At 43.2% G+C, this 15,614-nt stretch carries 11 protein-coding genes; 1 reads left to right on the top strand and 10 read right to left on the bottom strand.

Annotation, left to right across the window (positions count from 1 at the left end):
* Positions 1-57 precede the first annotated feature (57 nt).
* Positions 58-1,815, top strand: a complete 1,758-nt coding sequence (locus IEW93_RS13865; RefSeq protein ID WP_188739899.1) for a M61 family metallopeptidase — start codon at positions 58-60, stop codon at positions 1,813-1,815.
* A gap of 117 nt (positions 1,816-1,932) precedes the next feature.
* Here the strand turns inward: IEW93_RS13865 and IEW93_RS13860 are convergent, their stop codons facing one another.
* The 10 genes from IEW93_RS13860 to cctA all read right to left on the bottom strand — a co-directional run bounded on the left by IEW93_RS13860 (position 1,933) and on the right by cctA (position 15,312).
* Complete coding sequence (locus IEW93_RS13860) at positions 1,933-2,565, bottom strand: LuxR C-terminal-related transcriptional regulator (protein WP_188739898.1); 633 nt, start codon at positions 2,563-2,565, stop codon at positions 1,933-1,935.
* A gap of 238 nt (positions 2,566-2,803) precedes the next feature.
* Positions 2,804-4,579, bottom strand: a complete 1,776-nt coding sequence (locus tag IEW93_RS13855) for a bifunctional protein-serine/threonine kinase/phosphatase (protein WP_188739897.1) — start codon at positions 4,577-4,579, stop codon at positions 2,804-2,806.
* A gap of 20 nt (positions 4,580-4,599) precedes the next feature.
* Positions 4,600-6,066 carry a NarK family nitrate/nitrite MFS transporter gene (locus IEW93_RS13850; protein ID WP_188739896.1) on the bottom strand — a complete coding sequence of 489 codons (1,467 nt, stop codon included), beginning with the start codon at positions 6,064-6,066 and terminating at the stop codon, positions 4,600-4,602.
* Between the two features lie 11 nt (positions 6,067-6,077).
* Positions 6,078-6,404: a nitrite reductase small subunit NirD gene (gene nirD, locus IEW93_RS13845; protein ID WP_188739895.1), complete on the bottom strand. Its 327-nt coding sequence runs from the start codon at positions 6,402-6,404 to the stop codon at positions 6,078-6,080.
* Complete coding sequence (gene nirB / locus IEW93_RS13840; protein WP_188739894.1) at positions 6,401-9,001, bottom strand: nitrite reductase large subunit NirB; 2,601 nt, start codon at positions 8,999-9,001, stop codon at positions 6,401-6,403. The genes nirD and nirB overlap by 4 nt, the downstream gene beginning before the upstream one ends.
* 219 nt (positions 9,002-9,220) lie before the next feature.
* Positions 9,221-9,901: an ANTAR domain-containing response regulator gene (locus IEW93_RS13835; protein ID WP_188739893.1), complete on the bottom strand. Its 681-nt coding sequence runs from the start codon at positions 9,899-9,901 to the stop codon at positions 9,221-9,223.
* Between the two features lie 2 nt (positions 9,902-9,903).
* Positions 9,904-11,064 (bottom strand): glycosyl transferase, encoded by a 1,161-nt coding sequence (locus tag IEW93_RS13830; RefSeq protein ID WP_188739892.1) that lies wholly within the window; start codon positions 11,062-11,064, stop codon positions 9,904-9,906.
* On the bottom strand, positions 11,057-11,929 hold the full coding sequence (cobA, locus tag IEW93_RS13825) for a uroporphyrinogen-III C-methyltransferase (RefSeq protein ID WP_188739891.1): 873 nt from the start codon (positions 11,927-11,929) through the stop codon (positions 11,057-11,059). The genes IEW93_RS13830 and cobA overlap by 8 nt, the downstream gene beginning before the upstream one ends.
* Positions 11,929-14,685, bottom strand: coding sequence for a nitrate reductase (locus tag IEW93_RS13820; protein ID WP_188739890.1), 2,757 nt, complete (start codon positions 14,683-14,685; stop codon positions 11,929-11,931). Before IEW93_RS13820 ends, cobA begins: the two co-directional genes overlap by 1 nt.
* A 291-nt stretch (positions 14,686-14,976) precedes the next feature.
* On the bottom strand, positions 14,977-15,312 hold the full coding sequence (cctA, locus tag IEW93_RS13815) for a tetraheme c-type cytochrome CctA (protein WP_188739889.1): 336 nt from the start codon (positions 15,310-15,312) through the stop codon (positions 14,977-14,979).
* Between the last annotated feature and the right edge of the window lie 302 nt (positions 15,313-15,614).

The following is a 15,614-nucleotide window of genomic DNA, read 5'->3' as shown; positions in this document are numbered from 1 at the left end:
TTGTCGATTATAGCTCAATCTTGTTGATTGTAATGCTTCTACTATTTGGAACTCTTTATGCATTTTCATATCCATGCGGTCGATCCTAAAGCACACTTATTTGAAGTGACCCTAACGGTTACCCAAGCCTTCCCCTCACAAATTTTTTGTTTACCCGCTTGGCTACCTGGCAGCTATATGATCCGTGACTTTGCCAAAAACATTATTGAAATAAAGGCCACAGAAAACCAACAAGCCTTAACGGTTACCCAGCTAGATAAGCAAACTTGGCAACTCAACAACCAGGGTAGCGACATCGTATTGTGCTACCAAATTTACGCCTGGGATTTATCTGTACGCACCGCCCACCTTGATACAAACCACGGCTTCTTTAACGGCAGTAGCGTATTTTTAGCCGCCAAAGGGCTTGAATCTCACCCTCACACAGTCACAATTGCAAAGCCCGCACTGCCTGAATTAGCCCACTGGATGTTAGCCACCAGCATGCAAAGAACCGCTGGTGAACAATTTGGCTTTGGCGATTTTAGTGCAGAAAACTACGATGATTTAATCGATCACCCAGTAGAAATGGGCGAGCTCACCATCGAAACCTTCTTCGCAGCAGGCGTGCCTCACGATATCGTACTCAGTGGTAAGCATCGCGCCAATATTGCTCGCCTGGCTAAGGATTTAACCGCCATTTGCGAATATCAAATTAATTTATTTGGCACACCGGCGCCGTTTGAGCGTTATGTGTTTATGACCACGGTTTTAGATAACGGCTTTGGTGGATTAGAACATAAAGCCTCAACCGCGTTAATGTGCTCACGTAACGACCTCCCCTTGTCACTCGATGGGCCTGTCGATAAAGGCTATCGCACCTATTTGTCGCTGTGCAGCCACGAATACTTCCATTCATGGAATGTTAAACGCATTAAACCTGCCGAGTTTACCCCATTTGATTTATCAAAAGAGTCGTACACAGAGCAGTTATGGGCGTATGAAGGGATAACCTCCTACTACGATGATTTAATTACTTTTAAATCAAAATGTATTGATGAAAAAGGTTATTTAACTCTACTGAGTCAAATCATGACGCGTGTGTATCGCGGCGAGGGGCGCTTTAAACAAACCTTAAAACAATCAAGTTTTAATGCATGGACCAAGTTTTACAAGCAAGATGAAAATGCCGCCAATGCCATTGTTAGTTATTACACCAAAGGCGCCTTATTTGCGTTGTATGTAGACTTAACCATCCGCATTGAAACCCAGGGTAAGCACAGTTTAGACGATGTAATGCGCGCGTTATGGCAACAATATGGCCTGCCACACATTGGCACTCACAGCATGAGCCACCAACAGATTGTTGAAAGCCTGCTAAATCGCCCCTGTGACGATATTTTTGCTTATTTAGACAACACCCAAGACTTACCATTGAGCAGTTTACTCGAACAAGTCGGCGTCACCATGACAGTGAGGCCAAGCGAAGGAGTCAATGATTTAGGGGGTGGAGAGGCTAAAGGCTATAAAATTGCTTTTGGCGCTAAAACAAAACCAGAATCCCTTGGCCTTAAAGTATTAACGGTTAGCCAAAACAGCCCAGCACACCAAGCGGGATTAAGCGCCGGGGATTTACTGATTGCCGCTGATAATTTACAAGTTACCGCCCAATTTGAGCAACAACTGCAAAGCTACAGCGTAGGACAAGAGCTCAATTTACATTGGTTTAGACGCGATGAATTAATGCAAGGGCAATTGCCTGTACGTGAAGCCGTCGCAGATACTATTTCTTTAACCATCAATGATGCCAGTAAAACCGCACTTTGGTTTAACTAACAGCGGCTTAACATATAGTGTCTTATTAATTGTGGTTAATCACGACCAGCTGACACAAAAATGGGTATCAATTGATACCCATTTTTATTTTGTTAATAAAAACAGTTGAAAATGAGGCTATACCCTCACCTCATGCATATGAGTTTGCGCCCATGCAATTGCTTGACCTCGGCTCGACACACCAATTTTTCTAAACGCTCGATATAAATGTGTTTTAATCGTCGACTCACTCACAAACAATTGATTAGCAATATCTAAATTGGTACTGCCTGACAACAGCGCATGTAACACTTCACGCTCTCTAATGGTCAGTTGCTCACCCTCTGCCTCAGTATCGTCATTCATCATTGAATGTAATAACTCTTGCGGCATAACACTGCGCCCTTTGAGTATTTCATTCAAGCCAAGGCTGATCTCAGCCAAACTGCTATCTGCATAAAACACCCCTAGGGTCGTTGCAGGATGAATAAGAAAGCGGGTGTCGAGTTGTTTAGGGAAATTAATAAAGACTGTATGTATGGCGCAATATTCACGCTCAATAAGCCGTTGCAATTGATAAACCTGTTGAATATCAATGGTTGATAAGTCAAAAAACACCACAGAAACAGGCTCTTCAACGAGCATTTTTGCCATGTTGCCAGGTTGAGCTTTAGTTAATTTAACCAAAAACTCTTGGGGCCAACGGCTATCGAGCAAATCACTTAGCAACTGAGATCGTGAAACAATCATCCAATTAACAACTTTAAACATCCCATACACTCCATGTGAACCAACTAAACGACTTCAACGCCAATCAATATTCAAACATCTTAATATTATCAATCAACGCCTTTGGTGCAAATAAGCCAAAAGAATAATCACAATAACAAACCTAGACTTTAGTACTATGACAATTTGCAATACCATCATTTTAGTCGAGTCGATCGATTATTGCGTTATTAAGCGATGAGTTTATGCCATTTTATTAATCGTCAATAAACTTAAGGAATTAAACCAACAAGCTCGTCATTAATGCCAAGAATAGGACTATCGAAGTTATTTGCCAAAACCTTACTGGGTTGCGACTCATAAAAGGGACAAAATGTTGCGGGCGTTGATTGGCACTTGCCGTAGTTAATTGATGAATAAGTTCACAGGTGTCAGCTTGACGAAGATTAGGTTCATTGTTTAAGGCTTTTTTTAAGGCTGCATCTATCCAGGTGGGCACCATAGGATTAAGCTGATGAGCATTCACATACTCCAGGCGTAAAAATGCTTGCCTTGTATTACATTTGGCCAATTTAGCATTAAAAGGTAACTCACCGGTCAACATTTCGTAGGCGATGACCGCCAATGAAAACAAATCTGCGCGACCATCAGCTTGATACCCTAATATCACTTCTGGCGCGGTATAATCTGCAGTACCCAAAATATGGTCACGTGTCAGAGGGGTGCTGATTTCAGCCACACCTTTAATAAAGCAAGAACCAAAATCGATAATTTTAACCACGCCATCACGGGTGATAAAAATATTATCTGGCTTTAAATCTTGATGCAGTGTCTCTCGGCGATGAAATGCCCTTACACCTAATTCAATTTGCTTAAGCAGTAACAGAACCTCTTCTACCGGAGCCCTTTTGTGCTGAACTAGCCATTGCGCTAAGCTCACGCCTGATAAATATTCGGTCAAATAATACAGTGCTGATTTAGGCTTGTGTTGTTCAACCACTTTCACCACATGAGTACTGTTTATCCGCTGACCTATCCAACTTTCAAGCATAAAACGTTCAATATAAGCGGCATCGTCAATGTAGTTTACAGAGGGGGTTTTCATGCAAAAAGCCTGATCTTGCCCATTAACAACACGATAAACCTGGCTTCGTTGCGACTGATGAATAATATGCGTGACCGTGTACCCATCTAGTTTCATCCCTACACTCAGGGGAGGCGGAAATGGCCGCTGAGACAAACTTAAGTACACATCATCGATTGCTTGCTTTGGAAGTTGTTCAACAAATAAGAGTTGCGCGCTGAGATTATCTTTACTACCTAAATCATAGGCTTTGCTGATTAATAGTTGGCAAAACTGCTCACACAAAGAGTCTGATAATTGAGGATGTAGCTGACAAAAAGTCGTGAGTTTTTGCTGTAATTCAAACTCGGTAAATTGATCGTGGATGCCATCTGTGGTTAATAAATACAGATCGTCTTGCTCTACACTCAGTGCTTTGTAATCTACATCGAGTTTAACATCCATGCCTAATGCACGGGTAAGATACTGATGTGATGCGTTAATTTTTGTGCTGTGATCATGACTTAATTGCGTTAACTCACCGCGGCGAAAGCGGTAAATTCGCGAGTCTCCCACATGTAACATGTGCACAGTACAGGATTTAAAAACCAAGGCACTGAACGTACACACAAAACCTCGCCGTGCATCGCGGTAGTCTTGCCCTAAGCCATACAACCATCGATTTAATGCAGTTAGTACTTTTGCACTTGAGGTTTGCACGCTCCAGCTTTCTGGGGTTGAGTAATAATCGGCTAAAAAATTACTCACGCTGATAGCCGAGGCTTGTGCGCCTCCCTCTGCCGTACTTACGCCATCGCTAATAACACTGACAATTCCTTTGGTCATCAATGAGACTCCGCTCGGAATACGGATCCCTATCGCATCTTCATTTTGCGATTTACGACCTTTTTCAGATGCTTGCCCCACCGCCAATTGCAAACTGGTTGCAAAAGGCAGCGAAGAATTTGGCTGCTGTTCGGGCTCAAGAGGCATAAATGTCCTATGTAATCAGTTTAGCTAACGCTAATTAAAGTCACTTCACCGTCTTCATTCACTTCGGCAATATGGCCCTTAGGTTCATTCATAAAGAATAAGGTGACAAAACCAAATACGGCACTTACCGCAATGACATAGAAGAACGTTTGCGTTGACACCATTGAATATACCGTTAAGAAGAACACAGCTCCAACATTACCGTAAGCACCTGTCATACCTGCAATTTGCCCCGTTAAACGGCGCTTAATTAATGGCACAGCAGCAAACACGGCGCCTTCTCCGCCTTGTACGAAGAAAGAACATGCCATCACCACAACCACAGCCAGTGGTAAGGCCCAACTAGAGTCGATTTGCGCGACAGAGAAATACCCTATTGCTAAGCCTGCTGTTAAAATCAATAACGTTGTTTTACGACCAAACTTATCACTTAACCAACCACCACCAGGGCGAGACATTAGATTCATAAAGGCATAACTTGATGCCACCATGCCTGCTTGTGCCATACCCAGTGCAAATGTTTCAGCAAAAAACAGCGGCAACATTGACACTACAGCGAGTTCAGATCCAAACGTGGTAAAATACAACACATTTAACACCGCTACTTGCTTAAACTCATAACGTTCAAACTCAGGTACTTCAATAGAAAACAAATGTTTATTAACTTGGTAGGTCTGATAAAAATCAACTAAAAACACCAATACAAGGCCAGCATAAATCAAATTAGTCACATCTTGAGTAAACATACTGACACCCGATGGTGACAGCTTCCAGCCTAGTAACGCTAACGTGGCATACATAGGCACTTTCATCACAATCAGTAACACCAAGTCGCCTTTGCTGGTCACCTCTAATCCGCCGCCTTTTTTAGGTTTAAAATAGGTTGAGCCTTTTGGGGTATCGGTTACGTTAAAATAATAAACAAAAGCAAATACTAAGCTCATTAAGCCTGTAATACCAATGGCATAACGCCAACCATCTGCGCCACCAAATGCCAGTGCAACCGCAGGTAATGTGAAGGCAGCAGCGGCAGAACCAAAGTTGCCCCAACCACCATAAATTCCCTCTGCTGTGCCGAGCTCTTTGGCAGGAAACCATTCACTGACCATACGAATACCAATCACAAAACCTGCACCGATAAAGCCAATCAAAAAACGCGCCCAAGCCAGTTGTTCAAAACTGTCAGCAACGGCAAACATAAAACACGGAATAGAACAAATAGCGAGTAATGCCGAATAGGTGATGCGCGGACCGTATTTATCAGTCACCATGCCTATCACTATTCGGGCTGGAATGGTTAATGCCACATTGAGGATCAACAAGGTTTTAATTTGTGCTGTTGTCAGCCCAAGGCTATCGGCTATCACACTAAGTAATGGCGCGGCGTTAAACCACACCACAAACGTGATAAAAAATGCCATCCAGCTTAAATGCATAATTTTCATTTTGCCGCTAAATGAAAACAGGTTAAATTTTTCTGCACTCATAGTGATATTCCTTATCCTTTTGCTAACACAAGGACCTGGCCCTGTTCGGTTTTAATATCAAAAGGACTGGCAATTAAAGCGTTATCCTCAATACACACACCCGTTCTCAATTGGTAATGTTGCTTATACAGAGGTGACGCGACACAAAGTTCACCGTCCATTTCACAGATTAATCCGCGCGCTAACACACTAACGCCGGTCGCAGGATCAACATTATCAATGGCATATAAACCATCTTTGCCTAAGTTAAAAATAGCGACAGCTTTACCCGCTACCCAGGCCGCCACTCCGGTTCCTTCAGGTAAACGAGATTCTTCACACACATTAATCCAACTCATGCTACTACCTCATCTGCTGTTGTTTGTTGCTCGGTGATGTCTTTAATGGCGATGGTGCCAGCTCCTGCATCTTTAATATTGGGAAAACGCTGTTCACGCACTCGCTGATAGGCATTGGTATCAAGTCCTGGCGCCTCATTTGGGTTCACAAACTCATTAAAGCGCGCAAGAAACTCTGGTTTCTCAAGACTGGTTTTCCATTCACATTGATAGGTGGCAACAATATGGTTCATTTGCTGCTCTAGTGCGGCATTAATGCCAAGTGCATCATCAATCACAACCGATTTTAAGTAGGCTAAGCCACCGTCTAACGACTCCATCCAGGTTGATGTCCGCTGTAACTTATCTGCCGTTTTGACATAAAACATTAAAATGCGGTCAATGTATTGGTATAACTCATCTGTTGATAGATCGGTGGCAAATAGGTCACCATGGCGTGGACGCATACCGCCGTTACCGGCAACATAGAGGTTCCAACCTTTGTCGGTTGCGATTACGCCTATATCTTTACTTTGTGCTTCAGCGCATTCACGAGTACAACCCGAAACGGCAAATTTCAATTTGTGAGGACTGCGTAATCCCTTGTAGCGGTTTTCTAAATCGATGGCAAAACCAACCGAATCTTGTACACCATATCGGCACCAGGTACTGCCTACACAAGACTTTACGGTACGCAGAGATTTGCCATATGCATGGCCTGTTTCAAAGCCTGCATCAATGAGTTTTTGCCAAATTTCAGGTAATTGCGATAAGGTTGCACCAAACATATCAATACGTTGCCCACCGGTTATTTTGGTATACAAGTCGTATTCTTGAGCGATTTGTCCCATCGCAATCAATTTGGCCGGTGTGATTTCACCGCCAGCCACTCGCGGCACAATTGAGTAAGTACCGTCTTTTTGAATATTACCTAGATATGCATCGTTGGTGTCTTGCAATTGCACATGAGCATTATCTTGGTTTAAAACATATTGGTTTTGTAAACTGGCAAAAATCGATGCCGCTGCAGGTTTACAAATGTCACAGCCATAAGTGAGACCATTTGCACAAGGCTTACCATGCTGGGTGATCAAGGTATTAAAATCGCTAATGCCTTCGACCTGGCAAATGTGATAAAGCGCTTGTCTGTCATGGTCAAAATGGGCACAAATTCCGGCATTAAAATCAAGCCCTGCAGCTTGCAAGGTTTGGTCAATAATCTTTTGCACTAAAGGCGCACAACCACCACAACCAGAAGCGGCACGAGTACAAGACTTAATCTCAGCCATTTTATGACTGCCAGCGTTCACCGCATTAACAATGTCCCCTTTGGTCACTTGATGGCAAGAACACACAATGGAGGTATCTTTGAGATCTGCTTCGTTTTCAGCCCCAGCCAGTAACAAATCAACGGCAGAGCCTTCAATCTCATCTTGCGATAAATACATATCAAGCAAACGGCTATAATCGCTATTGTCGCCAATTAACACGGCTCCTTTTAAAAACTTGCCGCTGTCATCAAGCCAAAGCTTTTTGTATATACCAGCTTGATTGTCTGATAATTCTACAAACTGAGCATGTTCAAACCCACGGCTAGCACCAATAGCCGCCACATCAACGCCTAACAGCTTGAGCTTGGTGCTCATGTCTGCTCCGGTAAATGATTGGCTTGGCACGTTTGAGGTCGATGAGGCTATGTGAGATGCCGCCACACGAGCCATTTGATAACCTGGCGCCACTAAACCAAATATTTTTTGTTGCCATAAAGCACATTCACCAATGGCATAAACATCTGGAGCTGATGTTAAGCAGTAATCATCAATTTCAATACCGCCACGCTCACCAATGCTAATATTAGATACTCTTGCCAGTGCATCTTGTGGGCGAATACCGGCCGAAAATACAATCATGTCGGTTTCAAGATACGAGTCATCATTAAAGGTCATTCGATGAATAGCGGTTTCGCCATCAATGATCGCTGTCGTGGCTTTAGATGTGTGTACACTGACGCCAAGCTGTTCAATTTTACTGCAAAGTAACTCACCGGCTCTGTCATTTAGCTGAACGGGCATCAATTGTGGGGCAAATTCAACAACATGCGTTTTTACCCCTAATTGCATCATGGCATTTGCAGCTTCTAAACCCAATAATCCACCGCCGACAACCACACCAACTTGGCTATTTTGCGCCGCAGCTTGAATGGCCTCGAGATCTTCAATGGTGCGATACACCAAACATTGCGCCCTATCGTTACCCTGAATAGGTGGCACAAATGGATAGGAGCCAGTAGCTAATACCAAGCGGTTATATGAATAACTGTCACCTTGAGCACTCGTAACGGTTTTAGCGGCAATATCAACAGACGCGATTGGCGTATTTAGGTGAAGCGTGATCCCCCAATCTTGATAGTCCTTTGCGCTTGTTAGCATGAGTGGCTCAGCGCTGCCTGTTTCAAAATATTTAGACAATTGCACTCGGTCATAAGCGGGACGAGGCTCTTCACCAAATACATGCACTTCAAATGTTTTATTGAGCCCTAAACTACACAGTTGCTCAACAAAGTGATGACCTACCATGCCATTACCGACGACCACTAATTTGGGTTTTGAGATTGTCATTTCCTACTCCTTCATGCCTGAGACCGTAAAAACAAAATGGCGCCAACTCCAATTAAAGAGTTGGCGCCATTGCCAGTTACAATCCCGAATTTTTAATTTTACTGGTTACACACTTTGGTTAATCAACCATTATCTATGCGCAGTAACATACTGTGATATTGCAGACTTTATGCCAACAGACATAGCAAAATAAACATCTGATTTTAAACAATTTAATACTTAACAACCTTTATGGTTAGTCGAGTTGATGTTCACCTTAGACACAACCGCACCAACATGGGGCGCACCATGATTGATCGGTTCAGCGCAATCACGCTTAGATTGATTGACAACCGCAATAATTTGAGAAGACATTTGTGCCAACGATAGGCCTTTTTGCATGGCTTGTTGTTGAATAATTTGGTGGGCTTTAGCTTCATCAAACCCTTGCTGCATCAAGATCAATTTAGCCTGGCTGAGTAATTTAATGCTGCGAATTTCATCATCCAGCTTTTTAAATTCTGCAAGCGTTTTACTGGCGGCATTAAAACGAATTTGAGCCAAACTGATCACGCTCGTTAAGCGGTTAACAGTTAACATGTCAGGAATAAAAGTAATGCGTCCACAATCGAGTAATTCAGACAACACTGTTTGTTCCCAGGATTTAGCATTGACGATAATCACCATGGGGTTGCTGGCTAAAGTGCGTTGAATTAACCCCTGAATTTGGCTATGTAATTTGTCAGTCAGTATCAGTAACGTATCAAACTGCTGCTGGTGAAGCCGTTGCTCAACCTGACTAATTGAAGCCAATACAGTGACGTGTCCAAATGCGGCCAAACAAGCCTGATATTGCACCATTTCGCAATCGACTACCGGCACAACTGAAAAACTGGGATCACACAAAATTAAGCTACGCATTGCTACTCCTTGTTGTGCCAATTAGCCAATGGACTATTTACAGAACTAAAACGATTTTGCCAGCATTGTTGACTGACACTGATGGCCTGCTCTACGGTAAAAGGTTGCTGTAAACCCAGTCTATGTTTCGATTGTTGATTAAGTAACAGCAAGACAACCGCTAACGTTGCAGTGATGCTACTCAGTGCTTGTTCTATCATGGTGCATGACATCAACTCACTGAGCATATTTGTATTTAACGATTGTTGTTCGCGCCATAACAGCGCAAGGATCTCACTAGACAATTCAGCTTGGCCGATTTTTGCACCAGAAAAACCTTCTAATAATGTTGGGATAGTGATACTCGACAACACAAGTTTATTAGCTTGCCCACTAATAACTCTGATATCTGTCGCCACTCTAGGGTTAATCTCTGTTTCACCTTGCAACCCTTTAAAAATAGCAATCTGACCTGCTGAGTAATCTTTATGTGCAAATAGGGTTTCGCATACTTGCTGATGTAAATCATCTAACCCAGGGTGAAAATAACTGCGTAAACTGATCGGTGCATTAGTTGGATTAATACAACGTGCTGCTGATTGAATTAAACTGCGTAAACCGAGTTCTTGATGTAATTGGCGGCAATCATCTAAAACAGGCACTAAATCCCCAGCACGAACATAAACGATATGATCAGAATTTAATGCATCCTGCGCACTGTTTGGGCAAGTGCAACAACGAATATTTAATGCATCGATGCAAGATTCAACATGACGACGATGAGGCAATGCCTGGCTATCGCCATGTAGCATCACTCTAATCCCTTGGCTTGCGAGCAGTTTTGCCACCAACAATAACCAAGGCAATTGCTCACGTTTACCGGCATAAACGGGCCAATCAATATCGACCGTGAGTGACTCCCAGCCAGTAACAACACTTCGGCGTAATCCGGCAACCATGCCTGCGACTTCGTCAACGGTTTCACCGCGCACTCGCATGAGCATCATGGCACTGGCCATTTGTACGCGAGTGGCATGCCCGGAGGCAAACCCTTCTATCAATAAAGCAGCCTCTGCAAAAGTTAACGCGCGCGAGCCCTTTTCACCTTTGCCAAGTGCCTTTATTAATAACCGAAAATCAAATGCTTCGGCTGATGTTAAGGTTAGCTCGCCAATTTTAGGCATATAAAGCCTCATATTCTTGATGTGGCTGTGACGAAGCAAAATCAATATCATTTAGTAACGAAGTTAATTGCTGACCAACGCCAACCACGTCACCAATAATAATCAAGGTCGGTCCAGAATCTTTAATGGTTAATGCGGCTTCAGCCATGGTTTTGACCGTTGCGTAAGTCACTATTTGATTCGGTCTGCCGCCATTGGTGACAAAGGCCACGGGTAAAGTTGCGTCACATTGTGCGTCAAGCAAACCCACTGAAATACGGGCGGCTTGTTCTTTGCCCATATAGAAAACCAACGTCGACTGAGCAGCTAATAAGGCTTGCCACTGAGCAGGAGCCACCGCATTATCATCATCCGACATTTTAGTACCGGTGATTAAGGTAACGCTGCGTGCCATACCGCGAAACGTAAGCGGAATGCCTGTACTTGAGGCACAACCTAATGCCGCAGTAACACCTGCAACAAACTGAGAACGAATGCCATGTTGGGCAAGATAAAGTGCTTCTTCAGAGCCGCGACCAAAAATATGCGGATCACCACCTTTTAAACGCACCACTTTTAAGCCTTGCCGAGCCAACGACAATAGCAATGCGTTGATGTCTTCTTGCTTGATACTCGGTTGGCCACACCGTTTACCAACAAAATGACGCTGGCAAGTGGGTGTTACCAAGGTTAGGATTTCACTGCTGACCAGGCTATCAAATACCAGTGCTTCAGCTTGAGCAACAATGCGCGCAGCTTTTATTGTCATTAACTCTAACTGACCACAACCGGCACCAACGATAGCAACCTCACCCGATTGCAATGATGTTGAGTTAACTGCACCAGTCAAGTTAACGCCTTGGATAACGCTATCTATAGTTTGCATTAGGCAACATCCTCTTCAGTTGAGTATTCTAAATCGACATAGGTTAGTGCTTGCTGCCAATGTGCTTGGGCACATTGTTTAACTTCACTTTGGCAACTACCACATTGACGGCCACAGCCTAAACTGGATTGAGTGGCATCTAATGCCTTATCAAATTGCAAATGCTGTTTGCCATGATGAAATACTTGTTGATCAAATTCGGCATTTATCTGGTTAGCAATTTGTGCCTCAGTCACCCCTGTGCAAGCACAAATCAATGGGCTGTTTCCAGCATTTATTTGCTGATGTAATTTCTTAATGAATGTCTTATCGATGGGCTTTCCGATAAACGCATTCATGGGCTCTAGTGCCAAATGAACACGGGTGGTAGACAACACTTTAATGGCACAAACGATGTCTTTTTCCATATTGCATTGCACATGCACTCGCTGGCCATTTACGTTAGCTGACCATAATAATGAGTGAGGTGTAGACTGATAAGCAAAACCATCTTCAGCTCGGCTAAAACCGATGTGATGGCATACTCCTGTTGTTAATGTTTGCGCAACCTGCCAGCACATACCTTGAGCTGAAGGATCATGAGAGCCAAACACAATACCTTGTAATGCCAGTTCTACAGGCTTAATAACAACCGCTTGAGACTTAAACCCAGGCTGCAAAGAAACGGGATCGACTCGGTTATCAAGGTACTGGTTCACACCCTTACCTAATGAAAATTGCTCAGACCAATGCATAGACATTAAAGCCATGCTCTTAGGTATATCTTGGTCAATCACCACACGTGCAAGCGCAAATTGGCTGGTATTATGTTGTACATCCGACTCAAGAGTAACGAGCTCGCCTTCTTTCACTGAATATTGTGCAAGTGTTTCAGGATGCAGTTGAATGATGGGCTCAGGAATACTTGCTCGCAAACTAGCAATATGGCCGGTACGGGTCATGGTGTGCCATTGATCGCGACTACGGCCGCTATTCAATATCACTGTACCGGTCGACGTTGTGCTATTGCTCATATTGGTGTCAGCAGGTGTGACAAATTGCGCCTTACCCGTTGGTGTTGCAAACACACCATGGGTAAATACCCGCACACCTTGTTGACCAATTTGATCAGCCGATGCGATTGGCCATTGCGTGGGTAATAAGTCGTTATACTCACTGTCACTTAAGTTTGTTAATCCACTTAAATCGAATATTTTACTTGGAAAAACCTGTTTCACCTTGGCAGATAACCCAGCAAACTCGCGAAATACACTCGCACTGTTAGTAAACTCAAAACCATTAAAACCCATTTTTTGAGCAACTTGACTAATGGCCCACCAATCTGGTTTGCTTTGCCCCTTTGCAGCAATAAAACCACGCTGACGCGTGATGGTGCGCTCACTGTTAGTAACAGTGCCACATTTCTCAGACCAACCTTGAGCGGGTAACAACACATCTGCCAGTTTTGCAGTATCAGAATCTGGACTGATTTCGGACACCACAACAAAAGGGCAATCTGCCAACGCTTGCGCAATTTTGTTGCTGTTAGGGAGTGACACAACCGGGTTAGTGCCCATAATCCAAATGGCTTTTATTGTGCCTTGTGCGACAGCATCAAACATATCGACCGCGGCGAGGCCTTTTTTGTCTGCAACATGGTCAACTTGCCAAAAATCGGCGAGTAGTTCACGCTCTGGAGCAGAAAACCCCATATGGCAAGCTAACTGAGTTGCTAGGCCGCCCACCTCACGACCGCCCATGGCATTTGGCTGCCCAGTTAAGGAGAAAAAACCGCTGCCAGCCCTGCCCACATGCCCCAAGGCTAAATGACAATTAATAATGGCGTTAGTGGTATCTGTGCCAATAACCGACTGATTAATACCCTGGCACGACGCTGTAAGTACATTTCGATTTTGCGTAAATAATTGATAAAACTGGGTAAGTTCAGCCTCTGTTACACCCACTTGTTTAGCCAGTTTTGCAACATCAGCACTCAACAGCTGTGCATCCCCGACCACCTCTTCAAAGCCTTGTGTATTTGTAGCGATATACTCATGATCAAGCTGTTTATTATCGGCTAAATACCCTAATAAACCATGAAACAACGCCAAATCCGCACCGGGTGCAACAGCGAGATGAATGTCAGCTTGTTTTGCAGTGGCGGTAGCAACGGGGTCTATCACCACTAATGTCGTTTGGTTGGCTTTTTTAGCGGCCAAAATACGCTGAAATAAAACCGGATGAGTCCATGCGGTATTGGCACCGATTAAAATAATCACTTCTGCATGTTCAATATCATCGTAGCAACCAGGCACAACATCTTCACCAAATGTTCGTTGCATGGCACTGACAGCAGATGACATACATAAGCGTGAGTTCGTGTCGACATTAGCGGTTTTAAGATAACCTTTAACAAATTTGTTTGCGACGTAATAATCTTCGGTAAGTAATTGACCAGAAAGGTACAGCGCAACAGAGTTGGGACCATACTTGGCAATCGTTTGGGCAAACTTATCAGCTATTAACGAACTGGCCTCATCCCAGGCTATTGGTATACCTGAACGTAACACTGGATAACGTAATACATTAGGCTGAGATAAGCTGTCGAGTAAACGCTCACCTTTAGCACATAGATGACCGTGGTTAGCAGGATGTTGACTATCTCCCGTTAAAGTGAGTGTAGACACGTCAGCATTTTCCCAATCTGCTTGAGTTGAGGACACACTAACGCCGCACCCTACACCACAATAAGCACAACTAGATTGGATTGTTGACATACATTGACCCTTTCAGATTAATCATTTCATGTGATTAATACTGCGAAAGCCGTGCCAAAAAAATTAACCTACTGATTTAACTTAAAAAGGGAGAGTTTTTACCGCGAAGTAACACTAAAATTGCGCAACATAAGTGCAACACAGCACAGTTAAAGTGCGCAACCAATTGAAAATAAAAGAATTTATATACCTCTAAAGAGGTATGTCCATAAGTTTAAGTTTAAAACGATACTCAGTCTAAAACAAAAATACCGACATAATATGTCGGTATTTTTTAATTAAATAAACGAATTATTTAGCAGTACGACCATCATCATGGCATGTATCGCATGTTGGCTTATCGCCCACTTTAGCTTCATGAGGTGAGTGACAGTCAGCACACATTAATACACCATCATGCGGTTTGTGGTTATCATCCATTTCAGCAAGTGAACCATGACAACTTTGGCATTGTTCAAATTCATATGCGCCATCAGCTGATGGCTCTTCATTAGCATGACAGCTTTCACAGCCACCCATTTCAACGTGAAACTCAGCAAGGGTTTCGTCAGCTGCAAATGATGCAGAAGACATCATCATTACCGAAAAACCTGCCGCAAACAATGCACTTAGCAGTTTGTTGCTCATTATTCATTCCTCCAATTTAGTGTATGCCCACATTCTTTTTATCTGACGCAGGTCCTACACCGAAGCACGACACTTAACTTAATTCATCACTCAACTATTTATATCGCTAATCATTAAATTTGATATCCATAGAGATCTAAATTAATGGACAATTTAAAAGTAGTTAAGCAAGTCACTTTAAGCAAAATTAATTTAGATGAAACAATGATAGCAGTGTTACTGGATTGATTATGTGCGCTACATCATGTAACTCGATGGTTTTTCGTGAATAAATTGAAAGTAAATAACTAGGGTCTGTTGAT

Source organism: Shewanella inventionis, assembly GCF_014641855.1.
Classification (GTDB): domain Bacteria; phylum Pseudomonadota; class Gammaproteobacteria; order Enterobacterales; family Shewanellaceae; genus Shewanella; species Shewanella inventionis.
Note: the sequence above shows the minus strand (reverse complement) of the source record. Positions and strands in the feature narration are given on the sequence as shown.